This window comes from Micromonospora sp. NPDC007208 (assembly GCF_042869175.1).
Classification (GTDB): Bacteria; Actinomycetota; Actinomycetes; order Mycobacteriales; family Micromonosporaceae; genus Micromonospora; species Micromonospora foliorum.
This window is the reverse complement of record NZ_JBIAFG010000005.1, coordinates 442,349-466,994: the sequence shown is the minus strand read 5'-3', so window position 1 is coordinate 466,994 and position 24,646 is coordinate 442,349. Positions and strand designations below refer to the sequence as shown.

At 72.6% G+C, this 24,646-nt stretch carries 23 protein-coding genes; 12 read left to right on the top strand and 11 right to left on the bottom strand.

Annotated elements, in window-relative coordinates; translation table 11 throughout:
• The first annotated feature begins 87 nt into the window (after positions 1-87).
• Positions 88-1,485 carry a type VII secretion integral membrane protein EccD gene (gene eccD, locus ACFYL6_RS14020; protein ID WP_387171076.1) on the top strand — a complete coding sequence of 466 codons (1,398 nt, stop codon included), beginning with the start codon at positions 88-90 and terminating at the stop codon, positions 1,483-1,485.
• Positions 1,486-1,507: 22 nt separating this feature from the next.
• Here eccD and ACFYL6_RS14015 read toward each other — a convergent pair whose 3' ends face one another.
• A complete protein-coding gene (locus ACFYL6_RS14015) occupies positions 1,508-2,695 on the bottom strand; it encodes a type VII secretion protein EccE (protein WP_387171074.1) in 1,188 nt (395 codons plus the stop codon).
• Between the two features lie 162 nt (positions 2,696-2,857).
• On the opposite strand from ACFYL6_RS14015, the gene eccB reads away from it, so the two are divergent.
• The 8 genes from eccB to ACFYL6_RS13975 all read left to right on the top strand — a co-directional run bounded on the left by eccB (position 2,858) and on the right by ACFYL6_RS13975 (position 9,438).
• Positions 2,858-4,480: a type VII secretion protein EccB gene (eccB, locus tag ACFYL6_RS14010; RefSeq protein WP_387171072.1), complete on the top strand. Its 1,623-nt coding sequence runs from the start codon at positions 2,858-2,860 to the stop codon at positions 4,478-4,480.
• Between the two features lie 46 nt (positions 4,481-4,526).
• Positions 4,527-4,937: a hypothetical protein gene (locus tag ACFYL6_RS14005; protein ID WP_387171070.1), complete on the top strand. Its 411-nt coding sequence runs from the start codon at positions 4,527-4,529 to the stop codon at positions 4,935-4,937.
• Complete coding sequence (locus ACFYL6_RS14000; protein WP_387171068.1) at positions 4,930-6,222, top strand: WXG100 family type VII secretion target; 1,293 nt, start codon at positions 4,930-4,932, stop codon at positions 6,220-6,222. The genes ACFYL6_RS14005 and ACFYL6_RS14000 overlap by 8 nt, the downstream gene beginning before the upstream one ends.
• A 206-nt stretch (positions 6,223-6,428) precedes the next feature.
• Positions 6,429-6,788 carry a hypothetical protein gene (locus ACFYL6_RS13995; protein WP_387171066.1) on the top strand — a complete coding sequence of 120 codons (360 nt, stop codon included), beginning with the start codon at positions 6,429-6,431 and terminating at the stop codon, positions 6,786-6,788.
• A gap of 157 nt (positions 6,789-6,945) precedes the next feature.
• The gene (locus ACFYL6_RS13990; protein ID WP_387171064.1) at positions 6,946-7,764 is read left to right on the top strand and encodes a hypothetical protein; all 819 of its coding nucleotides are present in this window, start codon (positions 6,946-6,948) and stop codon (positions 7,762-7,764) included.
• Between the two features lie 33 nt (positions 7,765-7,797).
• Positions 7,798-8,139 carry a hypothetical protein gene (locus tag ACFYL6_RS13985; protein WP_387171062.1) on the top strand — a complete coding sequence of 114 codons (342 nt, stop codon included), beginning with the start codon at positions 7,798-7,800 and terminating at the stop codon, positions 8,137-8,139.
• Positions 8,140-8,170: 31 nt separating this feature from the next.
• Positions 8,171-8,578, top strand: a complete 408-nt coding sequence (locus ACFYL6_RS13980; protein ID WP_357200033.1) for a TIGR03618 family F420-dependent PPOX class oxidoreductase — start codon at positions 8,171-8,173, stop codon at positions 8,576-8,578.
• A gap of 215 nt (positions 8,579-8,793) precedes the next feature.
• Positions 8,794-9,438, top strand: a complete 645-nt coding sequence (locus ACFYL6_RS13975) for a C39 family peptidase (RefSeq protein WP_387171060.1) — start codon at positions 8,794-8,796, stop codon at positions 9,436-9,438.
• 10 nt (positions 9,439-9,448) lie between these two features.
• On the opposite strand, the gene ACFYL6_RS13970 is transcribed toward ACFYL6_RS13975, so the two are convergent.
• Complete coding sequence (locus tag ACFYL6_RS13970; protein ID WP_387171058.1) at positions 9,449-10,765, bottom strand: aromatic acid exporter family protein; 1,317 nt, start codon at positions 10,763-10,765, stop codon at positions 9,449-9,451.
• 172 nt (positions 10,766-10,937) lie between these two features.
• Here ACFYL6_RS13970 and ACFYL6_RS13965 point away from each other — a divergent pair, with 172 nt between their 5' ends.
• A complete protein-coding gene (locus tag ACFYL6_RS13965; RefSeq protein WP_387171056.1) occupies positions 10,938-11,543 on the top strand; it encodes a hemerythrin domain-containing protein in 606 nt (201 codons plus the stop codon).
• Positions 11,544-11,606: 63 nt separating this feature from the next.
• Here the strand turns inward: ACFYL6_RS13965 and ACFYL6_RS13960 are convergent, their stop codons facing one another.
• Positions 11,607-11,777, bottom strand: a complete 171-nt coding sequence (locus ACFYL6_RS13960) for an antitoxin (RefSeq protein ID WP_231393380.1) — start codon at positions 11,775-11,777, stop codon at positions 11,607-11,609.
• 214 nt (positions 11,778-11,991) lie between these two features.
• Between ACFYL6_RS13960 and ACFYL6_RS13955 the strand changes: the two genes are divergently transcribed.
• Positions 11,992-13,092 carry an AI-2E family transporter gene (locus tag ACFYL6_RS13955; protein ID WP_387171054.1) on the top strand — a complete coding sequence of 367 codons (1,101 nt, stop codon included), beginning with the start codon at positions 11,992-11,994 and terminating at the stop codon, positions 13,090-13,092.
• Here ACFYL6_RS13955 and ACFYL6_RS13950 read toward each other — a convergent pair whose 3' ends face one another.
• Positions 13,093-13,743 (bottom strand): dienelactone hydrolase family protein, encoded by a 651-nt coding sequence (locus ACFYL6_RS13950; RefSeq protein WP_387171052.1) that lies wholly within the window; start codon positions 13,741-13,743, stop codon positions 13,093-13,095.
• A gap of 190 nt (positions 13,744-13,933) precedes the next feature.
• Between ACFYL6_RS13950 and ACFYL6_RS13945 the strand changes: the two genes are divergently transcribed.
• Positions 13,934-14,128 (top strand): hypothetical protein, encoded by a 195-nt coding sequence (locus ACFYL6_RS13945; RefSeq protein WP_387171050.1) that lies wholly within the window; start codon positions 13,934-13,936, stop codon positions 14,126-14,128.
• Positions 14,129-14,200: 72 nt separating this feature from the next.
• Here the strand turns inward: ACFYL6_RS13945 and ACFYL6_RS13940 are convergent, their stop codons facing one another.
• From ACFYL6_RS13940 to ACFYL6_RS13910, 7 genes are all read right to left on the bottom strand, one after another.
• Complete coding sequence (locus ACFYL6_RS13940; RefSeq protein WP_387171048.1) at positions 14,201-16,573, bottom strand: glycoside hydrolase family 65 protein; 2,373 nt, start codon at positions 16,571-16,573, stop codon at positions 14,201-14,203.
• Complete coding sequence (locus ACFYL6_RS13935; RefSeq protein ID WP_387171046.1) at positions 16,570-17,373, bottom strand: HAD family hydrolase; 804 nt, start codon at positions 17,371-17,373, stop codon at positions 16,570-16,572. Before ACFYL6_RS13935 ends, ACFYL6_RS13940 begins: the two co-directional genes overlap by 4 nt.
• Before the next feature lie 59 nt (positions 17,374-17,432).
• The gene (locus ACFYL6_RS13930) at positions 17,433-17,897 is read right to left on the bottom strand and encodes a DUF4442 domain-containing protein (RefSeq protein WP_387171044.1); all 465 of its coding nucleotides are present in this window, start codon (positions 17,895-17,897) and stop codon (positions 17,433-17,435) included.
• 62 nt (positions 17,898-17,959) lie between these two features.
• Positions 17,960-18,937, bottom strand: coding sequence for a hypothetical protein (locus tag ACFYL6_RS13925; protein ID WP_387171042.1), 978 nt, complete (start codon positions 18,935-18,937; stop codon positions 17,960-17,962).
• 97 nt (positions 18,938-19,034) lie between these two features.
• Complete coding sequence (locus tag ACFYL6_RS13920) at positions 19,035-20,330, bottom strand: ABC transporter ATP-binding protein (protein ID WP_387171040.1); 1,296 nt, start codon at positions 20,328-20,330, stop codon at positions 19,035-19,037.
• A 124-nt stretch (positions 20,331-20,454) separates the two neighbouring features.
• Positions 20,455-22,665 (bottom strand): CDP-glycerol glycerophosphotransferase family protein, encoded by a 2,211-nt coding sequence (locus tag ACFYL6_RS13915; protein ID WP_387171038.1) that lies wholly within the window; start codon positions 22,663-22,665, stop codon positions 20,455-20,457.
• A 14-nt stretch (positions 22,666-22,679) separates the two neighbouring features.
• Positions 22,680-24,632 carry a DUF5941 domain-containing protein gene (locus ACFYL6_RS13910; protein WP_387171192.1) on the bottom strand — a complete coding sequence of 651 codons (1,953 nt, stop codon included), beginning with the start codon at positions 24,630-24,632 and terminating at the stop codon, positions 22,680-22,682.
• Between the last annotated feature and the right edge of the window lie 14 nt (positions 24,633-24,646).

The window sequence follows — 24,646 nt, the reverse complement described above, 5'->3', positions numbered from 1 at the left end:
TCATCGTAGGTAATCTGCCGTGTGCGCGGTGGACCCGGACCGCAGCATCACAGACAGCCGATCACAGACGCACACCTGGAGGCCACAGTGGCGACGAAGACGGCGACCGGTGGTCTGAGCCGGATCACCATCGTGGCCCCGCGTACCCGGATGGATCTGGCGCTGCCGTCGGACGTGCCGCTGGCCGACCTGCTCCCCACCCTGCTGCGCTATGCCGGCGAGGACATGGCCGACGAGGGTGCGCGGCACGGCGGCTGGGCACTGTCCCGGTTGGGCGGTGCGCCCCTCGACGGTGGTCGTACCGCAGCGCAGCTCAGTGTCCGCGACGGCGAGGTGCTCTACTTCAACCCCCGGTCCGACGCCGCGCCGGAGATCGTCTTCGACGACGTGGTGGACGCGGTCGCCACCGCGACCAACCAGCGCCCCGGCGCCTGGCAGGTCGGCGCGACCCGCTCCTTCGCGGTGGTCTTCGCGGCGGCGGCGCTCGGCGCCGGCGCGTTGGCGGCCCTCTTCGCCGGCCCGCCGCACCTGCCCGGCGCGTTGGCCGCGCTGCTGGTCGCGGTGGCGCTGCTGGTGGGCGCCGCGGTGCTGTCCCGGGCCGCCGGTGACAGTGGCATCGGCGCGGTGCTGGCCCTGGTCGGCCTGGCGCACGCGGCCACCGGTGGCCTGCTGCTGCTCGCCGGCGACCGATCACTGACCGAGCTGGCCAGTCCGCACGTCCTGCTCGCGGCAACAGCCGCGGTGGTGGCCGGCGCGGTGGCCGTACTGGCGGTCGGCGACCGGTACCCCCTCTTCTTCGCCGCCATCGGGGTGGCGGCCGCGACCGGCCTGGGCGCGGTGCTCTGCCTGGTTCTCGGCCTCGACGCGGCGGCCGCCGCCGCGGTGGTCGCGGCGGTCGCGTTCGGCGTGGTGCCGGCGCTGCCGATGATGGCCTACCGCCTGGCCCGACTGCCGGTGCCGTCGATCCCGACCGGTCCGGAGGACCTGAAGACCGACAGCGAGTCGGTGGACGGCCGGCAGGTGCTCCAGCAGAGTGAGCGCGCCGACCAGTTCCTCACCGGTCTGCTGTGGACGGTGTCGCTGCTGGTGCTCGGCGCGGAACTCGTGCTGGCGCTGGACGGGCGCCTGCCCGCGGTGTTGCTGTGCCTGGTGCTGGCCCTGCTGGCGCTGCTGCGGGCCCGCCCCCTCCTGGGCCGGGCCCAGCGCACCCCGGTGCTGCTGGCCGGCACCGTGGGTCTGGGCCTGGCCGCCGCGACCACCTTCGCCGGTGGGTCGCTGCCGGTCCGGCTCGGCCTGATCCTGGGCGGGCTGGTGCTGGCCGCTGTGATCAGCCTGATCTACGGTCTGACCGTCGCCGGCAAGCGCATCTCGCCGGTCTGGGGTCGCCTGCTCGACATCGCCGAGATCCTGCTCATCATCTCGCTGGTGCCGCTCGCCTTCTGGGTCTGCGGCCTCTACGGCTGGATCGTCAACCTCCGACCCTGACCGTGCCGCGCCGCCGCACCGGTCAGCGCGACCGCAGACCGGTGGAGGCGCCCAGCGCCGACGCGACCGGAGCGGTGGCGTAGACGCCCGGAGCATGCTGCCCGTCCATCGGCCGGGTGGACCCGCCCACCCGATCAGCGACCTCGCGAACCACCTTGACCAGGGCCTCGACGTGGTTGTCCATCGCCGCGACCCGCAGCAGCGGCGCCGCCACCCGACCGTCCGCCGAGACGGTCACGGCCACCGTGTGCGACGGCGCCGAGGTCGCGGTGATCGCGTCCACGAGCGGGCCGAGCGGCGCGTCGGAGCGGCCCCGCAGAGCCATGCAGCGGTGCGTCCAGCCGCCGCCGCGCAAACCGTGCCAGCTCTCCGTCGGCGCCTCGGGCACCAGGTCCAGACCGGCGGCCGAGACAATCGCCGCGCGGAGTTCCTCACGGCCCAGCGGGCGATGGGCCAGCCCCGCCGAGGTCAGCGCCTTGCCGAGTCGGCCGATTCCGGCGGCCACCGTCCGGTGTACGCCGGTCAGCCCGCCGCCCCGGCTCACCGCCTCGACCCGGGCGTCCCGCACGGTGAGCCGCAGCGCCACCCAGACGGTCCGGTGTGCCGCCGGCGGTGCGCCGGGTGCCGGGTACCAGACCAGCGTGTGCGCGACGACCTGGGCCCGGGAGACCGGGGCGTTGAAGTCCGTGAGCACCCGCAGCGCGCGGTCCACCGCGGAGGCGTCGACCGAGCCGACCGCCGCGCCGGTGGCGGACTGCAGGGCGACGGCGGCGAACCAGCCCTGGTCGTCACGCCCGATGCCGAGCCGGGTGCCGCGGTCGGTCAGCTCGATGACGCTCAGCTCGGGGGCGAGCGCGGCCAACCGCGGGTCGGTCGCCGTGCCGCTGGCCAGCGCGGCCGAAGCGCGCTCACCGCGCCGCCGCAGCCGTCGGCGGAGCAGCAGGTCCTCGAACCACCAGCGGCCACCTCGGCGGGCGAAGGCCGCCAGGACGACAAGCAGCGCCGCCGCGCCCACCGCGGCGAGCACCCAGCTGGGTCCGGCGGTGGCGGCCCAGACACCGACCAGGCACAACTCCAGCACGACGAGCTGCCCGACCAACACGGGACCGACCCGACCACGGCCGGGCCGCTCGGCCGGGGGCGCCGGCCGGGTCGGAACGTCGACAGGGTCCGTGACCGCTCGGACGGGTGGCGCCTGAACCTGCGTCATCGCTGACTGTCCCTCCTGCACGGTACGGCTCTGCGCCGGGTCGGTCCGGTGCCGGCCACGAGCGGTGGTCCCAAGGAACCATCGTCCGCCCCTTATCGTAGGGAAGTCCGCGACGACGCCCCGACCCTGATCGTCGCGGATCCACCCCGCCGGAGGTAAGTCATGCGGACCCGCCGCGATCAGGTGCAGGCGTACCGCTTCGTCACCCGCCGCATCGTCTCCGCCTTGCTGTCGGGCGATCCGGAGACCACCAACCTGCCGATGCGACGGCTCGGCATGGCGGTCTTCGGCAGTGTCCTCGCCGCGGCCATCGTGCTCGGTGGGGTGGGCGCCTACGGCCAGTTGACCGGTGGCGCGGCGCCGCTGGACGACCAGACCCTGGTCATCGAACGGGAGACCGGCGCGACGTACGTGTTCATCGAGGGCAAGCTGCACCCGACGCTCAACTACACCTCGGCGCGCCTCATCGTGAACGACGCGAGTGCCGCGGTACGGACGGTGTCCCAGGCGTCGCTGCGGGACCGGCCCCGCGGCGTCACCCTCGGCATCGTCGGCGCACCGGACGCCCTTCCGGACCGCAAGTCGCTGACCGGGCTGCCCTGGTCGGTCTGCGACGTGCCCGACCCGGTCGACCGGCAGCGGTCCACCACCCGGCTGGTGATCGACCGTGCGCTGCCCGGCGGCACGCCGCTGGGTGACCGGGCGGTGCTGGTCTCGGTGGACGACCAGCGGTACCTGATCACCAACAACACCCGGCTCCAGCTGCTCGACCCGTCCCGCACGATCACGGCGCTGCGGATGGCCGGCACCGAGCGACTCCAGGTCGGGCAGCAACTGCTCAACTCCGTGCCGGCCGGGCCCCCGCTGCGCCGGCCGTCGCTGACCGGTGAGGGCGAGCCCAGCAGCCGCAGGGTGGGCGGGCAGTCGTACAGCGTCGGTTCGGTGTTCAAGGCCGCCGGTCGGCACTACGTGCTGACCCGCGACGCCCTCGTGTCGATCAGTGAGATCACCGCTCTGCTGCTCATCAGCAACGGAGGTCGGATTACCGACATCACCCCGAATCAGGCCAGCGAGGCGTTCGAGGAGCGGCGGATCGAGGAGGAGGGGCTGCCCCCGACGATGCCCGCCCTCTACCCGGCCCAGCCCGGCCAGACGACGCTGTGCGCGACGTACCGGAAGGGCAGCGCGGGCGGCCCGCCGACCACCACCCTGGAGGTCTTCGACCGGGTCCCGGCCGAGCTGACCGAGAGCGATCCGGGCCTGGTGCCGGTGCGCCAGACCAGGCGCGACGCCGTACGCACCGCCGAGGCGGTGCTGCTGCCCGGCGGCAAGGGTGTCATCGCGCAGGCCTCGCCCGGCGCCGGGACCAGCGGGTCCGGTGCCGCCGGGTCGACGATCTACCTGATCAGCCCGCAGGGCATCCGGTATCCGCTCGGCTCGGCGGAGACCCTGGAGGTGCTCGGCTACGGCGGGGTCACGCCGCTGGCGGTGCCCGGTTCGCTGCTCGCACTGATCCCGACCGGGCCGACTCTGAACCGCGAGGACGCGTTGGCCGTGTTCGCTCCGGAGGGACCGGCGCCGGCCGCACCGCCGTCGGCCGCGCCGAGGTCAGGCTCGCCATCGGCGGCGCCGTCCTCGGGCTCGCCGTCCGTCGCGCCACCGTCGGGGTCGTCGTCCGCCGCGCCGCCGTCGGGGTCGACACCGTCGACTTCGGCCAGTGGCGCCCCGTCGAGTGGCGGGGCCGGTGGCGGAAGGCCTGTGGAATCGACCGACGCCGACGGCTGAGCCCTTTCGGCGGGTCGCCCGGAGTCGCACGGGTGGACTAACCTGGATGTCGCTGACGGTTGTCAACCAGAACGACGGGGATGTTGCCATGGCCGGGCGTACGGAAGTCGACCTGTTGTCCCTTGAGGACTTCCACGAGCACCTGGCGTCTCGGTTGAGCCAGGCCGAGTCGGTGCTGCGCAAGCTCAACACCGAGATGCAGTGCCGTCCTCCGGCACTGGGCTCGTTCCTCGACGCCACCGACAACGCGCGTCGCTACAGCGACGTCCACCAGTCCTATGTCAAGCAGGCCGAACGGATCCGGCAGGCGGTGCTGGCGGCACAGCGGGCGACCAGCACGATCCTGAGCAACTACCGCACCGCCGAGGCGCGTAACGCGGCCAACGCCGACGATGTCACCGCCGCGCTGACCCCGGTCGACCGGGCGTTGCAGCCGAAGGAGGACGGTCGTGTCTGAATACACCCAGCGGTACCAGGGCAGCAGCCACCAGCAGCTGTACGACGGCCTGATGGCGGGCAAACCGGAGCAGATCGAGGGCGTGGCCACCCAGTGGGCCGAGCTCAAGGGCATCCTCGACGGCCTCGGCCGGGAGCTGAGCGGCGACCTCGACAAGCTGGGCAACACCTGGACGGGTTCGGCAGGTCGGGAATTCCACCGACGACTCAGCCTGATCGTCGCCCACACCGACGCGTTGGGCGAGGGGATGGCTGGCATCAAGCAGGGGTTGACCATGATGGCCGACCATCTGCGCGCCGCCCACAAGCAGGCCGAGAGCCCGGAGGAGACCGACGACAACGACAAGGCGATCGGCGGTGCGATCAAGGGTGGCGCGGCCTTCGGTCTGACCGGTCTGATCGTCGGGGGCATCGCGGGTCACCAGCAGGACAAGGCAGAGCAGGAGAAGGCCCACCAGCGGATGGTGAACCTGGTGGCCGACCTGGCCAGCAGTTACGACATCTCCGCCTACGACCGGGTGGTCGACCCGCCGCCGCCCGATCCGGACACTCCGAGCACCACCAGCAAGGATTCGACGACGCCACAGAGTGTCTCGGCCATCGCCAGGGTGTCCGGCGGCCCCACCACCGGCACCGACACCGGGCGTACGGGTGACGCGACCATCTCGACGCCCGACCGCGTCGCCCAACTGCCGGACGGCGGCTCGAACCCGGACGAGGTCGGCTCGGGCACCGGTGGCAACCCGGCTGTCGTCACCGGCCCGACCGGCGCTGGCAGCGACCCCGCCAACCTCGGCACCTCCCTCGCCGGAGCGGATCCGCTGGTCGGCGGCGCACTGCTCGGCGGGGGTGCCGCCGGGCTGGTCGGTCTGTCCGGGCCGGGCGGCGTGCCCGCCGCGTCGAACACCGGCCCCGGCCTGCTCTACGGGGCACCGGGCGGAGCACCGGCCGGCGGGGTGTTGCGCAGCGGCGCGCTCGCGGGCTCGGGCAACGCGGCCCCCACCTCGGCTCGACCGACCGCTGCCGGTACAGCACCGGCGGAGAGCCGCGCCGCCAGCGGGGTCGGGCGCAGCATCGACGGCCAGCGCGGCGGGAGCGGCGGGCGCGCGGCCGTGGCCGGTGGCAACGCCCGACCGGGGTCCGGCGGCCGTCCCGGTGTGCTCGGCGGGCGCGGTGCAGCACAGGACGACGACTCCGACGAGCGGCTGACCTGGTTGACCGAGGACGAGATGGTGTGGCAGGGCGACGAGAAGCCCGCACCCCCGGTGCTCGGCACCGGCGACTGACCACGGTCCGCCGCCGACCAGCCCGCACCACCGGCGGTGTCGCAGAGACGATGCGCGGTGCCCCCGATCGGACCTGGTCCGGCCGGGGGCACCGCCGTTTCCGGTCCCCGAGCTGGGGCGTCCACTGTGCGCATCGTGGTGGCGGTCACGCCCGCGCGGTCCGTCGCCGTGCTGCGGTACGCCAGGACGGGCGATAGGTTGGTGGGGTGTCGTCCGCAGCGTCCGTCCGCCCAGCCCGGTGGGCTGTGCTGCGTTCGCTGCGGGAACTGACCCGTCTGGCGGTCACCGCGCTGGTGCTCGCGGTCGGCCTCGGTGCCGCCCTCGCCGCGACCCCACCGCCCGCCCCCACGCCGCTGCGGCCCAGTGCCGTGAGCAGCCGAGTGGCAAGTGTTCGCCCCGACGCCGGCCCGGCCATCGAGCGGGCCGACCAGCCCGCTGTCGCCTCGCCGGCTGGCACGCTCGACACCGCCACGGCGACCGGTCCGGTCGCGGCGGGCCTGGCGCACGTTCCGGGCATCGATCCCGGCCGTGGCACTCCTGCGCGACGCGGCCCGCCCGCCCGCTGAGCCAGGCCCGGCGATCCCGGGGGCCCGATCCCGGCTGATCCTTCCGCACGGCACCTGAGTTCGCCGTCGACGGAACGACCCCGCCACCGGGCCGACCGGCACTGCCGCGCCCTCCTGCCGCCCGTCGATACCCGCCTTCGACCGCGAGGTGCTGATCATGCAAACCATCCTCTCCGCCGTCCTGCCAGACCTCTCCCGGGCCGCCGTCATCTGGCTGAGCCTGCTCGGGGTGGTCGCCGTCGCCGTCTCCGCCCTCCTGCTGCGGCCCGGCCGACTCCGCCTCGACCCGGGCGCCCGGATCCGCCGCGCGGCCATGCCGAGCCAACTCGAGCAGGCGCAGGAGGAACGGGAGCAGAGCCGCTACGCGCAGGAGGTCGCGGTGGCCGCCGAGCGGGCGACCACCACCGTCCGCCGCCGCCGGGCGGAGTGGGTGGCCGCGCAGGAGGCCGTCGAGGCGGCCTGGCTGGCGTACGAGGCGGCCGAGGCTGGCGTACGGAGGCTCGACGCGGCGGCCGCGATGCCACTGCCGCACACCGCACGGACCCCCGCCGAGTACGCGGACCGCGAGCGCTACCTGCACCGGGCGGCCCTTGATGCGTACTGGCGTCGGGAGCTGTCGGTGGAGCAGCTCAGTGACGTCTTCGCCCACCGCGACGGCTGGGACCCGCGACTGCACCCGGTCGAGCAGGAGCTCGTGCTCCAGCGGGCGATCCGGGACAATCTGGCGGCCAGGCACACCGCGGCCCGTGAGCGGGAGCAGGCCGCGTGGCGGGCGGCGGAGTTGGCGGTGGCCGCGGCTCGCAGTCTGCGCGAGGAGGCGCACGCCGCGACCGGGCGACGGGTCGCCGAGTCGGCGTCGGTGCTCCCGCTGAGCGAGGTTGCCCGACCGTTGGGCGCGCAGACCCGGGAGAACGTCGAACAGACCCGGGAGAACAAGGTGACCGCTCGCGGCCGGGCGACGGTGCCCGCGTTCTGAGCCGCGCGGGGTCGGGTGGGTTAGCGTGACCGCATGTCCCGACAGTCGTGGGTTCTCGTGGTGATCGCCGGCATCCTGGCGCTGGCCACACTGGTCGGTGCCGTGGTGCTGGCGGTGCGGGTGGTGCGTACGCGGCGGCTGCTGACCGGGCTCGGCGCGGGCGGCAAGGTCGCCTTCTACGGGGCGCTGATCTACACGATCTTCCCGGTCGACGTGCTGCCGGACCCGATCTACCTGGACGACATGGGGGTCCTGGCCGCCGCGCTGATCTACCTGACCCGGCTGGTGCACCAACGTCGGGCGGCGGGTCGCCAACTGCCCGATCAGCCGGACGCCCCGCCGGATCGGGACCGGGTGCGCCGCCGCGTGCCATGATCGAGGCCGGTTCGGCGGACAGGGGACGGGCATGGCGGGCGATCATCGGTTGGACGTGCACGATGAGCGTGTTGTCGCTTTCTGCGCAGAACGTCACCTCGCGACGCTGACCACCCTGCGGGCGGACGGCACCCCGCACGTCGTACCGGTGGGGGTGACTCTCGACCCGGCGGCCGGACTGGCCCGGGTCATCACCTCGGGCGCCTCCCGCAAGGCCCGTCAGGTGGCGGCGGCCGGCGCGGCGGGCGCGGCGGTGGCCGTGTGTCACGTGGATGGGCGGCGCTGGTTGACCATCGAGGGTCGCGCGGTGCTGCGGTCGGATCCGGCCGCCGTGGCCGAGGCGGAGCGGCGGTACGCCGAGCGGTATCGGACACCGCGCCCGAATCCGGAGCGGGTGGTCATCGAGATCACCGTGACCAGGCTGCTGGGAAGCCTCTGAGTTGACCGCGTGTCCCCGGTGACCGGTTAGGCCACGCAGGGTGCCCCCCGGTGCCCGCGGCCGGCGGAATTCTCGGCGGAGCAGAGCGGTTACGCCCTCGGTACGCCCAGGGCCGAGACCACCGATGGTCGGCCCCCGTGTTGCGCCGAGCGCCATTCCCGGTGCTGCCGCCCTCCGCTGGTCGGAGGCGCCAACCCCCGAACGGAGACTCGACCATGAACCCGATCGTCCAGAAGAGCGGTCTGTCCGTCGTCGGCCTGCTGGTCGCCGGCGGTTGCGCCCTCGGCCCGGCGGTCGCCGCGCAGGCCGCCCCGGTGCAGGCCGCCACGGCCTCGTCGAGCCAGAACGACCGGCACGCCGAACGGATCCTCGGCGTCGACTACCAGGCCCAGCCGAACTTCTACTACTGCGGCCCGGCCGCGACCCGGATCGCGCTGTCCGCCCAGGGCAAGGCGCTCTCCCAGGACGAGGTGGCCCAACTGCTCGGCACCACCGAGGCGGGTACCCCGTCGGCCCTGGACACCACCCGGGTGCTGAACCAACTGACCGGCGGCAAGTACCGGACCACCGAGATCCGTGATTCGGTGGCCCGCCCCGACCAGGTCGAGCAGCTGCGCCGTGACGTGCTGGCCGCGGTGGACGCCGGTCGCCCGGTGGTGGCCAACATCAAGGGCACGACCGTGGACACCGACGGCAACCCGCACTCGTACGAGGGCGGTCACTACCTGACCCTCGTCGGCTACCGCGACGGCGGTGACACGATCCGGGTCGCCGACCCGGCCGACCCGACGTTGGGCGAGTACTGGATGAGCCTGCCCAAGGTCGCCAACTGGATCGCCGAGCGCGGTTACTCCTCCTGATCCTGACGGTTCACCGGGCCGGCCTCTCCCGTGCGGGGAGGCCGGCCCGTCCCTCGTTACGGGCCCGGGCGGCGAGGTGGGCGTGCCGACGGGCTCGGGCGGCTCGCGTCGGTCGCGCCCGGTGCAGTTGTCGCCGGACCGGCGGGTGGATCTCCGCCTCACCGGCACCCGCCGCCCGGCGCACGATCCGGTTGGCCTCGTCGGGTTCACAGCCGGTTGCCCGGAGCAGGTCGCTGGCCGCGGTTCGCAGGTCGGTCACCAGAGACTCACCGAACGAGCGGACCCCGCTCGCCGCAGCCCGCCCGGCTAGGTGCGCACACTCCTCAACCAACCGGCGGGTGCGCCGGGTGTCGTCACCGACCTTGCACTCCGTCCGCATCTCCGCCACCGCTTGGCCCAACCGAGCCATGGCGTCCGGCAGCTCCGGCGGGATCGGCTCGTCGTACTGCAGGGCCGTCGACGACCAGCGGGCCAGGCCCCGGCTGTCCAGCAGTAACCGCTCCAAGTGGTCGGCGCTGCGGGCGTACCTGTGGTACTGCTGTCGGCGGTGCCAGCGCACCGGAGCGATCACCACCACCTCCTCCGCGCCGCTCAGCGCATCGTGCAACCGACCCAGATCGCCCTCGGTGCCCCGGAGCCGCTCCAGGACTTTCAGGGTCCGGTCGCCGTCGCGCTCCCGCATCGCCCCCGCCAGCTCGCCGAGCTGCTCGCAGAGGATCGCGAAGATCGGGGCTGCGGCCCGGTCCAGCACTCGCATCGGGTTGATCGGCAGCAGCAGCGCGACCACCGCCAGGCCGACCGCCCCGCCGACGAGCGCGTCGAAGATCCGGGGCAACTCCAGGCCACGTTCCATCGGGGCAAGCGTGGCGATCAGCACGGCGGTACCGCCGGCCTGACCGACCAGCGCACCGCCCCTTCCGGCCACCAGCAACGCGGCGGCGATGGCCAGCGCGACCACCGCGCCGGTCTGCCACGGGCCCGAGCCGAGCAGGAAGCGCAGCGTGTCGCCGATGATGATGCCCAGGGCCACGCCGGCCAACAGTTCGAAGGTACGCCGGGCCCGCTGCCCGATGGCGGTGGCGATCGTACCGACGGCGGCGGCGGGGGCGAAGACGTGCGCTCCGGGGCCGAGCAGGTTCTTGGCGAGCAGGGCGGCGATCGCCGCGGCCAATCCGGCCTGGATGGAGATCACCAGGGTGACCTCCCACTGCCGGGCCCGGATCCGGCCGGCCTGCCCACCACGGTGCCGCACCCGCCGAACGGTCCGCTCGGCGGTCTCGTCGAGCCGCGACTGACCGCGGTCGGCGGCTGGGCGGTCGTCGGCCATGGCGGCGGTTACCCCGGCGACGGCGGAGCAATCGTGGCAGGCTCCGCACCACCTTCACGATAGGCACCATGGGCCGCTTCGAACACATCGTCAACCATGGGTTTGTGCAGCCCGGTGGGGGTACCAGAGCCGCACACCTCCCACCGATCCGCAACCGGTAAGGGGCCGTGACATGACCAATCCTCCGACCACCGACGACCACGATGCCATCGACATCCTGGTCTCGGATCATCGTGAGATCGACACAGTCCTCGTCGAGTTGGCGACCCGGCAGGGCACCCCCGAGCACCGCCGACGCCTCGCCGACGTGGTGATCGCCGAACTCGTCCGTCACTCGGTGGCCGAGGAGGCGTACGTGTATCCCGTCACCCGCAAGGTGCTGCCCGACGGCGACGAGATCGCCGACCGCGAGATCGCGGAGCACGCCGACGCCGAACGGACCATGAAGGCGCTGGAGTCCGCCGACCCGTCCGACCCCCGCTTCGACGAGCTGCTGACTCAGTTGACCAGTACCGTCCGACACCACGTGGCGGAGGAGGAGAAGGAGCTCTTTCCCCGGCTGCGCGCGGCGACGGCCCGGGAGGAGCTGGTCGAGATTGCCGGGAGGGTGACGGCGATCAAGGAGATCGGGCCGACCCGGCCACATCCGGGGAGCCCGGAGCACCCGCCGGCGAACAGGCTGCTCGCCCCCGGCATCGGTCTGGTCGACCGGCTGCGCGACGCGTTGAGCGCCCGACCCACCTCAATGGACGAGCTACGCGACAAGCACCAACACTGACGGCGCACCATCCGGGCACTCCCGGGTCGCCGACGGATCGGCGGCCCGGGAGGCGCATGACGGTCAGCGAACCTGGTCGCCCTCACCGGTGCGCGCCTGGGCCTGGTCCACGCCCTTGTCGATCTGGTCGCCGTACTTGCCGCCGGTGCGCTTGTCGGCCATGTCGCCGGCCTTCTCCGCACCCTGGTCGACCTGCTTGTCATGCTTGTCCGCGAAGTCCTTGGCCTTGTCCATGAAGTCACCCACCGCGTTCCTCCTCAGTCCGGTCCGTCCTCTTCGCGTTCCCTCGGCCCGACCGCGCAAACGCCGTCGTTCCGGATGCGATTAGCGAACGCCCACCCGCGTCCCCCCGGCCGGCGTACGATCCGGCGCGGGCAACGGCCAGCGATTCGGGTGTCGGGGCACGACCGACCGGGTACCGACCTCGTCGACATCGAGGAGGACCGACATGGCCGCAGAGGAACCCGGACCGACAGGCGCCCCCGGGCCGCGCCAGACCTGGGCGGCGCTGCCCTGGCTGGTCCGAACCGCGGTGTTGTGGAGCGCCTGCCTGGTGGTGATCGCCGCAGGGCTCTACCTGCTCGGCCGGATCGCCGTCCTGTTGGCGCCGCTGGCCATCGCGCTGGCCGCCACCATCTTCCTCACCGCGCTGCTCGACCCGGTCCTGCTTCTGCTGCGCCGGTTGCGCCTGCCGGCGGCGCTGGCCGCGCTCTGCACCGTACTGCTGCTGCTCGGGATCCTGGTCGGCGTCGGCGCCCTGGTGTGGAACCTGACCGCCAGCCAGTTCGACCAGCTCAGCCAGGAGCTGACCCAGGGGGTCGAACGCAGCCGGGACTTCGTGACGTCCACGCTGCCGGTCACCGAGGCGCAGCTGGACCGGCTGGTCGACCAGGCCCGGGACGGGCTCAGTGGTAGCTCCCCGGACCCGGTGGCCGGCGCCCGGACCGCCACCGAGGTGTTCGGCTCCGCGCTGCTGGCCCTGGTGCTGCTCTTCTTCCTGCTCAAGGATGGGCGGTCGATGTGGCACTGGGTGCTGTCGCGGGTGTCCGGCCCGAACCAGCCCGTGCTGGCCGAGGCCGGCCGGGCCGGTTGGCAGACGTTGGGCGCGTACAGCCGGGGCACCATGTTCATCGCCGCGATCGACGCCCTGGGCATCGGCCTGGCTCTCGTGGTGCTGCGGGTGCCACTCGCCCTGCCGCTGGCGTTGATCACGTTCCTCGGCGGGTTCGTGCCGATCATCGGTGCGACGGTGGCCGGCGCGGTGGCGGTGCTGGTGGCGCTGGCCGCGAACGGTCCCACCACCGCGCTGCTCACCCTCGCGGCGGTGATCGCCGTCCAGCAGATCGAGGGCAACCTGCTGGAGCCGCTGGTCATGAAGCGGCAGGTCCGACTGCATCCGGCGGTGATCCTGGTGGCGGTCACCGCGGGCACGCTGATCGCGGGCATCGCCGGCGCCTTCGTCAGCGTCCCGATCACCGCCGTCCTCTGGCGCGTCATCGACACCGTCCAACAGCGCCGCGCGTCCTCGGCCCTGCTACCCACGGACTGATCATCGGCTGAGGTGCGTGGTGAACCAGGTGCCGGCCTGGTCGGCGACCTGTTCGAGGGTGCCGGGCTCCTCGAAGAGATGGGTGGCGCCGGGAATCACCCGCAGCTCGCCGACCTCCCCCAACTCGGCCAGCGCCCGCTCGTTGAGCGTGATCACCTCTTCGTCCAGCCCGCCGACCAAGAGCAACGTGGGGGTACGCACCTGGGCCAGCGCGTTCCCGGCCAGGTCCGGCCGACCACCCCGGCTGACCACCGCACCCACCCGATCGGCGCGGGACGCCGCCGCGACCAGGGCAGCGGCAGCGCCCGTGCTGGCTCCGAACAGGCCGATCGGCACGTCACCGGCAGGACGCTCGGCGGCCAGCCAGTCGACGATCCCGGCCAGCCGGCTGGCCAGCAGCCCGATGTCGAAGCGCAGTTCGGCGGTTCGCGCGTCCACCTCGTCCTCGGCTGGGGTGAGCAGGTCCGCCAGCACCGTGCCGAGACCACGGTCGTTGAGCGTGCGGGCCACCGCCATGTTGCGCGGGCTGTGCCGGGAACTGCCGCTGCCGTGCGCGAACAGCACCACGCCGACCGGCTGGGCGGGCAGCGTCAGGTCGGCGGGGAGCTGGGCGTCCCCGATCGGAATAGTCGCGCTGCGCTGCTCGTCCATGCCCCACCTCCGCGTGCTCGCCGATGGCCCGGGTACCCCGCGCGCCGCCCGGCACGCCCGCCGCGGGTGGCGTCATCCCGGGCCGTGGGCACGCCGCGGGCCGCGTTTGCCCGATATTGCGTCGGGTACGCGACGAGCGACCGCAGACCGTGTCGGCGCAACCGCGCCCCGACGGATCGCGAGGATCGCCATGGCCAAGCAGCAGATTTCCCGGCAGCAGCAGCTGACCGAGCAGACTCAGCGCGAACAGGACGCCGAGCGCAACCAGGACGTCGGGGACCAGGATTTCGGGGACCAGGCCGCCTCGGCCCGGCTGCCCGACGATCCGAAGGCGGCGACGCCCCGGGACGCGATCGGGCGTCCGTCTACCGGCGAGCCGGTCTGACCCACCGGAATCGGCGAGCCGGTCTGACCACCGGCGCGGGCGGGCGGGGCGGGAACACTCCCGCCCCGCCCGTCACTGTTCGCGTTCGGGCAACCGCAGCAGCGGAGACCGGCCCGGTGGCTGCTCGGGCGGAGGACCGGACGGCTCGGCCGGCGGCACCGGCACCGTCACCGGCTCGTCGCAGGTCACCCGCAGCAGCTGGTCGTGGTGGCGGAGCTCCACCACGTCGTCCGGGCCGCCGTGGCGCAGCGAGTACGTCGTCTGGTGCGGCCGGACATCCACCCGCAGCGCCAACCCCCGCCACTGGAGCGAGAACTCCAACCGGCTGAGTCGGCTGGAGAGCCGAGGGGCGAAGGACAGCTCGCCGTCGTGGTCCCGCAGGCCGCCGAACCCGCTGACCAGGGCGAGCCACGCACCGGCCAACGACGCCATGTGTACGCCGTCGCGGGTGTTCTCGTTGAGGTCGTGCAGGTCCATCAGCGCTGCCTCACGCAGGTAGGTGTGCGCGAGTTCCGGGTGGCCCACCTCGGCGGCGAGCACGGACTGGGTGCAGGCCGACAACGACGAGTCGCGCACGGTGCGGCGCTCGTAGTAGAGGAAGTTGCGGACCTTCTCCTCCGGGGTGAAGGCGTCCCCCCGCCAGTGCATGGCGAGGACCAGGTCGGCCTGCTTCACCACCTGCTTGCGGTACAGCTCGAAGTACGGATAGTGCAGCAGCAGCGGGTACTTCTCCGCCGGAGTGTGGGTGAAGTCCCACTCCTGGAGCCGGGTGAAGCCCTCCACCTGCTGGTGGACGTCGAGCTCCTCGTCGTACGGGACGTGCATGGAGGTGGCGGCGTCCCGCCAGCTCGCGGCCTCCTCGTCGGTGACCCCGAGGTGGAACGCCTCGTCCCGGTAGCGCATGACCACGTCGGCGGCGGCGAGCAGGTTCCGCTGCGCCATCAGGTTGGTGTAGACGTTGTCGTTCTTGACGGCGGTGTACTCGTCCGGGCCGGTGACACCATCGATGTGGAACTGCCCGTGCCGGTCGTGGTGGCCGATCGAGCGCCACAGCCGGGCGGTCTCCACCAGCAGCTCCAGCCCGATCTCCCGCTCGAACTGGGTGTCCCCGGTGACCATCACGTAGCGGCGTACGGCGTCGGCGATGTCGGCGGCGATGTGGAAGGCCGCCGTGCCGGCCGGCCAGTATCCGGACGACTCGGGGCCCTCGATGGTCCGCCAGGGAAAGGCGGCGCCCCGGAGGTTGAGCGTCTCGGCACGCTCCCGTGCCGAGTCCAGCGTGCTGTGCCGCCACTGCAACGCGCTGCGCACCGCGCTCGGCTGGGTGTACGTGAGCACCGGCAGGACGAACATCTCGGTGTCCCAGAAGGCGTGACCGTCGTATCCGGGGCCGGTCAGCCCCTTCGCCGAGATCGGCCGCTGCTCGGCCCGCGCGCCGGCCTGCAACACGTGGAAAAGACCGAACCGGACCGCCTGCTGCACCTCCGGGTCGCCCTCGACCAGCACGTCGGAGGCGTCCCAGAACGTGTCGAGGTAGTTGCGTTGCTCCCGGTGGAGCCCGTCCCACCCGTCGAGCCGGGCGCCGGCCAGTGCCGCGCCGACCTGGTCGCGCAGCGCCGGCAGGGATCGGCGGCTCGACCAGCTGTACGTCAGATACTTGATCACCCGCAGCTTCTCGCCGGGTTTGAGCACGCAGGCGATGGTGGTACGCACCCAGTCCTGGTACCCCTCGGACTCGATGGTGGTGTGGTCCGGGCCGTGCACCTCGTGCTCCATGGCGGCGGCGACCCGCAGGCCGGAGACCTTGGTGCGGTGGATCAGCTGCCCGCCGTCGGGGGTGGTCAGCTCCTCCTCGGCCTGCAGCGGCGACTCCAGCACCGCCGCGACCCGGGGATCCTTGCTCTGCGCGGGCAACGACTCGTTGGCCACCAACTCGGACTGCACGATCAGCCGCAGCGGGCCGTCGACGGCCTCCACCTCGTAGCTGATGGCGGCCACGGACCGCTGGGTGAACGAGACGAGGCGGGTGCTGCGGACCTTGACCTCCCGGCCGGCGGGCGAGCGCCAGTGCAGCTCCCGGTGCAGGGTGCCGGCCCGCAGGTCGAGGACCCGCTCGTGCGCGAACAGTTCTCCGTACCGCACGTCGAGCGGTTCGTCGTCGACCAGCAGCCGGAGCAGCTTGCCGTTGGTGACGTTGACGATGGTCTGCCCGGACTCGGGGAAGCCGTAGCCCGCCTCCGCGTACGGCAACGGACGCAGTTCGTAGAACGAGTTGAGGTAGGTGCCGGGCAGGCCGTGCGGCTCGCCCTCGTCGAGGTTGCCCCGCAGGCCGACGTGCCCGTTGGAGAGCGCGAAGACCGACTCCGACTGGGCCAGCACGTCCATGTCCAGCCGGGTCTCGCGGACGTGCCACGGCTCGACCGGATAGGCGCGCTCCCGAATCATCCGGAGCCTCGTTCGGCGGCGAGCGGGTCGGGGGTGGTGCGGGTCGGCGCCGGCGGGTCGGCGCTGTCGAGCAGGTCGGCCAGGTCCGTCACCACGATGTCGGCGCCGTGGGCGAGCAACTCGTCGGCCTGCCCGACCCGGTCGACGCCGACCACGTAGCCGAAGCCACCGGCGCGGCCGGCGGCCACCCCGGAGAGCGCGTCCTCGAAGACGGCGGCCTGCGTCGGGTCGACGCCGAGCAGCCTGGCCCCGGCGAGGAAGGTGTCGGGGTGTGGTTTGCCGCGCAGCCCCTGCGCCCGGGCGACCAGCCCGTCCACCCGGGCCTCCAACAACGGCTCGAACCCGGCGGCGGCGACCACCTCGCCCCCGTTCGCGCTGGCGGTGACCACGGCTCGGCGGAGCCCGGCGGCGGTCGCCGCCTTCAAATACCGCACCGAGCCCGGGTAGACCTCGACGCCGGCGGTACGCAGCCGGTGCAACAGCAGGACGTTCTTGCGGTTGCCCAGACCGTTGACGGTCTCGGCATCCGGCGGGTCGTCCGGGCTGCCCTCGGGCAGCACGATCCCGCGGGAGGCGAGGAACGTCCGGACTCCGTCGGCCCGGGGTCGGCCGTCGACGTAGCGGTTGTAGTCCGGACCCGGATCGAACGGTTGGAACGGTTCGCCGGAGGCCGTGGCGCGCTGGCGGAGGAACTCGTCGAACGTCTGCGTCCAGGCGGCGTTGTGTACGCGGGCGGTCTGCGTCAGCACACCGTCCAGATCGAAGAGACAGGCGGTCACGTGAGCAGGTAGGCCCAGCACGGTACGAATCTATCCACCCTGCTGGGCCCGCAAACCCGTTTCCGCCGCCCTGGGGCGTTTCAGTTCGGTCGCAGCGTCCAGATCACGGTCATTTCCGCGGTCGGCTTGCCGGCCTCGGTGGCGATCTCCACCGCGACCGGGAACTCCGGGCGCCGACCGGCCGCCAACTCCTCGATCACCTCGACCGCCGGCCGGCCGAGTCGCGCGGTGGCCAGCACCGGACCCATGGCGAGTTTCCGGTAGGCGATCTCGGCCCGGACGGCCAACGGCACGGCACTGTCGAGCAGCTGCCCGAACGCGGCCAGCACGACCGCGCCGGAGGCCGTCTCGCCGAGGGTGAACATCGCGCCGGCGTGCGGGCCACCGATGTGGTTGTGGGTGGCCGGCGAGTCGGGCAGCCGGACGACTGCCCGCACGCCGCCCTCCGCCTCGGGCGCCACCTCGACGAACTCGATACCGAGCGTACGAGCGAACGGCACCGCTTCCAGCATGCCGGACGCCACCTGGCGGGAGTCGATAGTCATGGCCTGACGTTACTCACCGGTAACCAGGTCGGCAACCAGCGACTCTCGCCCACCGGGCCGGCTCAGAGGTTGGCGATGGTGCGCAGGATCTCCGCGTAGAAGTTGCCGTCGATGCTGCGGAAGAAGGCGAAGTCCTGGCCCGGGTCACCGAAGAACGGCCGCAGCGTCCAGGCCAGTTGGGTGCCGACGAAACCGAAGAGCAGGATCCAGATGTAGAGCAGGGTCATGCTGGCCGGCCGCTGCGTCGGCTCGCCGCGTCGGACCGGCGGGCTGTTCCACGGGCGTTGCGCCACGTAGCCGGGCGGCAGCATGCCGGGCGGGTACGAGGCACCGGCCGGCTGCGTCGGAACCTGCGCCGGCGCGGTGGCCACGGCACCGTTCGGAGTCGGCTCGGCCACCGCGGCCCCGGCCGGTCCGGAACTCGGACCGGCGACCGGCGCGGCGGCCGGCGTCGCCCCAACGGGCACCGCGGCCGGCACGGCCTGGACCGGCGCCGGGGCGCTGGCCTGTTCGACCTTGGCGGTGGCGGTCTCCGGCGCGAGCAGGCCGTGGTCGTTGAGCACCTGCATCCCGCTGGTCAAAAAGCGCAACCCGACAAGCGCCGACAGGGTCAGGATCGCCACGTTGAGCAGCTTGAAGAACCCGTAGTCGTTGGCGGTGATCAGGAAGAAGAGGCTGATCGGCGCGAACGCCACCGCGAGCATCGAGGTGACCGTGATCGCCACCATCACCAGCGCCAACGACTGCCGCACCGAGAGCCGGGCGCCGAAGACCAGGTTGAACAGGTAGAGCGTGGGCAGGCAGATGGCCAGGGTGACCAGGAACAGCAGTGGCAGCTTCAGCGCCGAGGTCAGCGCCATCAGCGGGCTGTGGAAGAAGCCCAGCACCGCCCCGTAGCAGGCCAACGCGATGGCGGAGCTGGTCAGCATCCGCCCGGTCAGGACGTTGAGGTCACGCTCGGCCACGATCTGCTGCCAGATGCTCTCGCGATCCCGCAGGATGCGCTCGATGACGAGCGGGCTGGGACGGTCACCCGACACGGGTGCACCCCTCTCGGTGGTCACTCATTCACAGTGGACTGGTGGGCAGACGGTAGGGCACCGGATGGCGGGCCCGCCACCCCGCTCCGGCACGTCGTCAGCGCCAACCCACGTCGATCCGGTCGCCACGCTCGTCGAAGAAGTGCAGCGCGTCCATCCGCACCGAGACGGCGAGCGGGTGACCGGCGCTGACCGCCGGGTACGGCGCCAGCCGCACCGCCAGCTCCGCCGGGCGTCGGTGGTGCCGTCCCGGATCGGGGAGCACGCTGGTCTGGACGCCACTGGGGGTGTCCTGCGGCTCCACCGGCTTGCCGGTGAGCCGCTGCATCACCGAACCGAACCGGCGCAGGCCGCGCTGGCCGACCGGCGGCGTCTCCTGCGGCGCGCCCATCTCGTCGACCACGATCGCGGTCGCGCCGATGTCGAGGAACGCCAACGACTCGTGCCCGTGATGCTCCAGGTAGCGGATCCGCCCGCGCAGCACGTCGCCCGGGCTGTCCGGTGCGACCGGGGTGAGCGCCTCCGCCCGCATGCCGACCACGATCCGCTCACCGTGGTAGTGCGCCACCGCCCGACTGCGGATGTCGTTCCAGGGCAGGTAGAGCGACTGGTCACCGAGGTTGAGCGTGACGTACCGGTCGAGGTGGACGTAGACCGACGCCTCCAGCAGGTTCATCCGTGGGCTGCCCAGGAACGCCGCCACGTAGAGCGTCGCCGGTCGGCCGTACACCTGGGTCGGTGTGCCCACGTCCTGGAGCACGCCGCGGCGCATGATGGCCACCCGGTCGGCCATGGTGAGCGCCTCGGCCTGGTCGTGCGTGACGTAGACGGTGGTGACGCCCAGCTCGCGGGTCAGGCCCGAGATCTCCGCGCGCAGCTCGGCCCGGAGACCGCTGTCGAGGTTGGACAGCGGTTCGTCCATGAGGAACAGGCCCGGTCGACGGACGATCGCGCGGCCCATCGCCACCCGCTGCCGCTGCCCGCCGGAGAGCTGACCCGGCTTGCGGGCCAGCACGTCACCGATGCCCAGTGCGCTCGCCACGTCACTGACCCGCTCACCTCTCGGCTCGGGCTCGATCCCGGCCAGCCGCAGCGGAAACGCGATGTTGTCGCCAACGGTCATGTGCGGGTAGAGGGCGAAGTCCTGGAAGACCATGGCGATCTTGCGGTCCCGTGGGGGGAGGTCGTTCGCCAACTCCCCGTCGAGCATGACCGCGCCGGTGGACGGCTCCTCCAGCCCGGCGATCATTCGCAGCACCGTCGACTTGCCGCACCCGGACGGCCCAAGCAGCACCATGAACTCGCCGTCGTTCACATCGAGGTTGATGCTGTCGACGGCCACCGTGCCATCCCGAAAAACCTTGGTCACATCCTTGAGCGTGACGGTGCTCACCGTCTTCCCCCCCAGCGCGTCGACCGAACCCCACAAGACTGTGACCAGGATCATGGGTCTAGGACATCGGGTAAACGTCTCATGTTCGATCGATGACACTGCTATTACACGACAGAAGGCCCGATCAGCAGCGGGTGGACCGCTCGACCGGCTCCCCGAGGAACACCTGGCGCACCACCCGCTCCGCCGCCCGCCCGTCGTCCAAGGTGCAGAACCGGGCCCGGAAATGCTCACGGGCCTTGGTCGCCGCGTCCGAACGCGCCGCGTCGGTACGGAACAGGTCGAGCAGGTCGGCGAAAGTGGAGGCTACCGCGCCCGGCGGTTCGGCCGTGACGTCGAAGTAGACCCCACGGGCCAGCCGGTACGCCTCCCAGTCCGGGGTGTAGAGCACGATCGGCCGGTCCAGCACCGCGTAGTCGAACATGGCCGACGAGTAGTCGGTGACCAGCACGTCCGCCACCAGGTACAGGTCCTCCACCCGCTGGTGGCCGCTGACGTCGCGAACCCGGTCCCAGTCCCTCGGCTGGCCGGGACGTCGGTCCCGGTCGTGGAAGTAGTGGCTGCGCATCAGCAACCGGCCCGAGTCGCCCAGCGCCTGGACGAACCGGTCCGGGTCGAACGGCGGCCGGTAGCCGGGCAGGTGCTCGCGGTGTGTCGGGGCGTACAGGACGACAGGCTCGTCGGGGTCGAGGCCGAACTCCGCGCGGAGTCGGCGCACCTCGTCCGGACCGGCGGTGACCAGGCGGTCGTTGCGCGGGTACCCCACCTCCAGGGTGGTGTACGTGGCCGGGTACGCCCGGTCCCACATCTGGGTGGAGAAGCTGTTGGCGCTGACGCTGTAGTCCCAGCGGTCCACCCGGCGCAGCAGGCCGGCGAAGTCCATCCGGCCCGCGCCGATCGGGTAGCGCTGCTGATCCAGCCCCATCACCTTGACCGGCGTGCCGTGGTGGGTCTGCAGGTGCACCTGTTCGGGTCGCTTGCGGACGAAGTCCGGGAAGTTGACGTTGTTCACCAGCCACCGGGCGCGGGCGAGCACCCGGTAGTACGCCGGGGTGCCGGCCACCACGTACTCCACCCCGGCCGGCACGCTGTCCACCCGGTCCCGGCGCACCACCCACACCCCGCGCACCCCCGGCGCCAACCGGCGGGCGACCTCGTAGATGGCAGCCGGGTTGCAGGAGTAACCCCGGTACCAGTACGCGGCGTACACCGCGAGCGTCGGGTCGACCGGCCGCCGCGACTCGGCCCGGTAGTACTCGCGCAGCAGCCCGTCGCGGGTCAGCCGGGCCCCGCGTCGGGCGACCGGGCCGACCCTGCGCCGAGCGGTGCGGGCCTGCCGGCGGGCGGCGTCACGGGCCCGGCTGGCGGCCCGCAATGCGCTGAAGGTGCGCCACCGTCCGGAGGCGACGAGTTTGTGTTTGAGCCCCTCGACCCCGTCCGGCACCGGATAGCCGCCGGGCGGCAGCCAGCGCTCGTAGTCGGCGGTGATCTGCGCGAAGAACGCCTCCCGCAGCTCCGGCGCGATCCGCTGACCGTTGCCGAGCACGGTCAGGTAGTGCCAGATCATCCGCTCGAAGACCGCCGGTCGCAGGGCCTCCGTCGCCGGCCCCCACGAATCCATCAGGTGGAACACCCGGTGCCACTGCGGGAAGACCTCGAAGTGCCGGTCACCCCGGGTCCGGGTGATCGCGCCGGCGCGGCGTTGGCGGTAGTTGACGCAGACCCGGTCCAGTACGCCGATCCGCCGCGCGGCCATCAGCACCGGGTAGCTGAACGAGACGTCCTCGTACCAGCCGGGCGCGAAGCGCAGGCCCAGGTCGACGAGGAACTCCCGACGGACCAGCCGGTTCCACGCGGTGTGCAGCAGGTGCATCGCCTGCGGCCGGTCCCGCAACCGGAACGTGCCCGGACCCGGGGACTCCGGGAACACCTCGGCCATCGCGCTGCGGGTGGCGGTGTCGTTCCAGTGGGTGCGGACGTGGTCGACCAGTAGGACGTCCGGGCGGGTGACCCGCAACCGCTCGGCGACCTCGGTCAGGCACTCCGGAGCCAGCCAGTCGTCGCCGTCGAGGAACCACACGTACTCGCCGACGGCCCGGTCCAGCCCGATGTTCCGGGCCGGACCGAGGCCTACGTTCTTCGGCAGCCGGACCGAGTGGACCCGCTGGTCGCGGGCCGCGTACTCGTCGATGATGTCGCCGCTGGCGTCCGGCGAGCAGTCGTCGACGGCGATCACCTCGATGTCGGTCTCCGGCTGACCGAGGATGGAGTCCAGGCATTCCCGCAGGTATCCCTGCACCCGGAAGGCCGGCACCACGAAGCTGATCAGGGTCATCCGGCCGCCCTCCGTCAGCGCGGCGCGGCACCTCCAGCGCCCGCCGGCGCGACCGACGCCCGCGCGCTACGGGCCGGTCGCACGAACCAGGCCAGGACGACGCTCACCACGAAAACCACGAGAAGGTACGCACTGAGTGTAGCCAGTCCGATACCCGCAATACCGGCGATCGCCGCGAGGGCCAACAGCACCGAGCGCCCCTCCCAGCCCACCGTCGCCGCGTGCAGGGGCGGTGCCGCCTGCCGCTTCTCCAGCCGGGCGGTCAGGTCGTAGTGGTGCACGGTGAGCACGAAGACGTACCCGAAGATCAGCCAGCCGGGCGCCTCGCCGACCACCCCGACCGCGATGGCGAACAGGTACTCGGCGGCGCGCAACGCCGCAGGCACCAGCCAGTCCAGCGGACCGTTGTGCGCCGCCCCGGCGCCCAGCCCGCCGACCAGCAGCACCAGCAGCGCCACCGGCACCGCCCAGCGCAGCCCCTCGGGCGCGTCACTCAGCAGCGCCCCGACCAGCAACACCGCCGGGCCGAGCGCGGCGATCACCGCCAGGGTCAGCGGCCCCATCGGGCGGACCACCGGCAACCACCGGGCCAACGGCCCGTCGTCGCGGTGCAGGGTGGCATCGACCGTGTCCAGCACCGGCACCCACATCCAGCGGGCCCGCAGCGTCCGCAGAGCACCTGTGTACGCGAACGCCAACACACCCCAGACCAGCACGGCGATCAGACTGACCAGCGGGTTGAACAGCGCCACGGTCAGCGCGATCAGCGCCCACCGCTCACCGATCGGGAAGACCACGGTCCGCTTCAGCCAGTACGACACCGACCCGGTGTCCGCCTGCACCCGTGTCGAGGCCGCGTTGAGCCGGTCACCGATCCCGCCGCTGGCGTTCGACGCCGTACGTGGCCGCCGGGCCGCCTCGTCGTGCAGGACCCCGTACCAGGTGTCGGTCATGTGCCGGACGGTCTGCAACGTCATCGCGGCGATCGCGAGCGCCCACCCGTTGCCCAGCCCGGCGTGGCTCACCCCGAAGCCCAGCCCGGCGTAGACCAGGTACTCCTTGGCCCGGTCCGCCATCGTGTCCAGCCAGCCACCCCAGGCGCTGAAGTGCCGGGTGTAGCGGGCCAGTTGGCCGTCCACGCAGTCGAGCACGAAGCCGAGGTAGAGCAGCACCGCGCCACCGACCAGCGCGGGTCGCCCACCGACCCCGAACAGCACCGCCGCGCCCAGCGCGAAGAGCACCGAGATCACCGTCACCCCGGTCGGGGTGAGCCGGAGCCGGGCCGAGAGCCGGACCACGTACGGCGACCAGGTGCTCACGAAGTAGGTGGAGAAGAAGTCGTCCCTCTCCTTCACCGACAGCCGCAGCTCGGCCCGGTCCTCGTCGACAGCGGTGACCGCCGCCTCGGCAGCGGTCAGCCCGGCCTGGTCCTCGACGCGGTGGGCGACGAGCAGGCGTACCCGCTGGGCGAAGATCAGCGTGCCGAGCGCCGCGAGGCCCGCGAAGAGCCGGTCCACGGCGGACCCGGGGCCGCCGGTCGTGACCGACCCCCCGGCCGCGGCGGCCCGGGCCGCGGCGGCGAGGGTCGGCAGGTCGTCCACGCCGACCCGCAGCGCGCCGCCGAACACGCCTGTGGCGTCCCCGTCGAGGGCGTCCAACGCGCCCGCGTCGACCACCTGGCCGCGCTCCTCCCGCACCGCCGTCCGACCGGGCACCGGCGGGTCGCCGAGCACCAGCGCCACCGTGGGCCCCACCGGGCTGGTGGCCAGGTGGCGCAGTACGGCGGTGTGCGCGACCAGATCCGTGCCGGTGACCAGCACCGGGGCGGTCGCGGTGGCGACCAGGTCGGACAGCTCGTCGAGGGTGGCGGCGAAGCGCACCTCGTCCGCCCCGGCCAGGCGCAACTGGGCGGCCAGCCGGTCGGCCAGCGGCTCACCGGTCGCCGTGGTCAGGCCCGCCGCGGGCATCCCGGCGGCGAGCA

Coding starts and splice junctions, on each gene's coding strand:
- ACFYL6_RS14015 (WP_387171074.1), bottom strand. CDS start 2,695: ATGACGCAGGTTCAGGCGCCACCCGTCCGAGCGGTCACGGACCCTGTC.
- eccB (WP_387171072.1), top strand. CDS start 2,858: ATGCGGACCCGCCGCGATCAGGTGCAGGCGTACCGCTTCGTCACCCGC.
- ACFYL6_RS14005 (WP_387171070.1), top strand. CDS start 4,527: ATGTCGCTGACGGTTGTCAACCAGAACGACGGGGATGTTGCCATGGCC.
- ACFYL6_RS13990 (WP_387171064.1), top strand. CDS start 6,946: ATGCAAACCATCCTCTCCGCCGTCCTGCCAGACCTCTCCCGGGCCGCC.
- ACFYL6_RS13985 (WP_387171062.1), top strand. CDS start 7,798: ATGTCCCGACAGTCGTGGGTTCTCGTGGTGATCGCCGGCATCCTGGCG.
- ACFYL6_RS13980 (WP_357200033.1), top strand. CDS start 8,171: ATGGCGGGCGATCATCGGTTGGACGTGCACGATGAGCGTGTTGTCGCT.
- ACFYL6_RS13975 (WP_387171060.1), top strand. CDS start 8,794: ATGAACCCGATCGTCCAGAAGAGCGGTCTGTCCGTCGTCGGCCTGCTG.
- ACFYL6_RS13970 (WP_387171058.1), bottom strand. CDS start 10,765: ATGGCCGACGACCGCCCAGCCGCCGACCGCGGTCAGTCGCGGCTCGAC.
- ACFYL6_RS13965 (WP_387171056.1), top strand. CDS start 10,938: ATGACCAATCCTCCGACCACCGACGACCACGATGCCATCGACATCCTG.
- ACFYL6_RS13960 (WP_231393380.1), bottom strand. CDS start 11,777: ATGGACAAGGCCAAGGACTTCGCGGACAAGCATGACAAGCAGGTCGAC.
- ACFYL6_RS13955 (WP_387171054.1), top strand. CDS start 11,992: ATGGCCGCAGAGGAACCCGGACCGACAGGCGCCCCCGGGCCGCGCCAG.
- ACFYL6_RS13950 (WP_387171052.1), bottom strand. CDS start 13,743: ATGGACGAGCAGCGCAGCGCGACTATTCCGATCGGGGACGCCCAGCTC.
- ACFYL6_RS13945 (WP_387171050.1), top strand. CDS start 13,934: ATGGCCAAGCAGCAGATTTCCCGGCAGCAGCAGCTGACCGAGCAGACT.
- ACFYL6_RS13940 (WP_387171048.1), bottom strand. CDS start 16,573: ATGATTCGGGAGCGCGCCTATCCGGTCGAGCCGTGGCACGTCCGCGAG.
- ACFYL6_RS13930 (WP_387171044.1), bottom strand. CDS start 17,897: ATGACTATCGACTCCCGCCAGGTGGCGTCCGGCATGCTGGAAGCGGTG.
- ACFYL6_RS13915 (WP_387171038.1), bottom strand. CDS start 22,665: ATGACCCTGATCAGCTTCGTGGTGCCGGCCTTCCGGGTGCAGGGATAC.
- ACFYL6_RS13910 (WP_387171192.1), bottom strand. CDS start 24,632: ATGCCCGCGGCGGGCCTGACCACGGCGACCGGTGAGCCGCTGGCCGAC.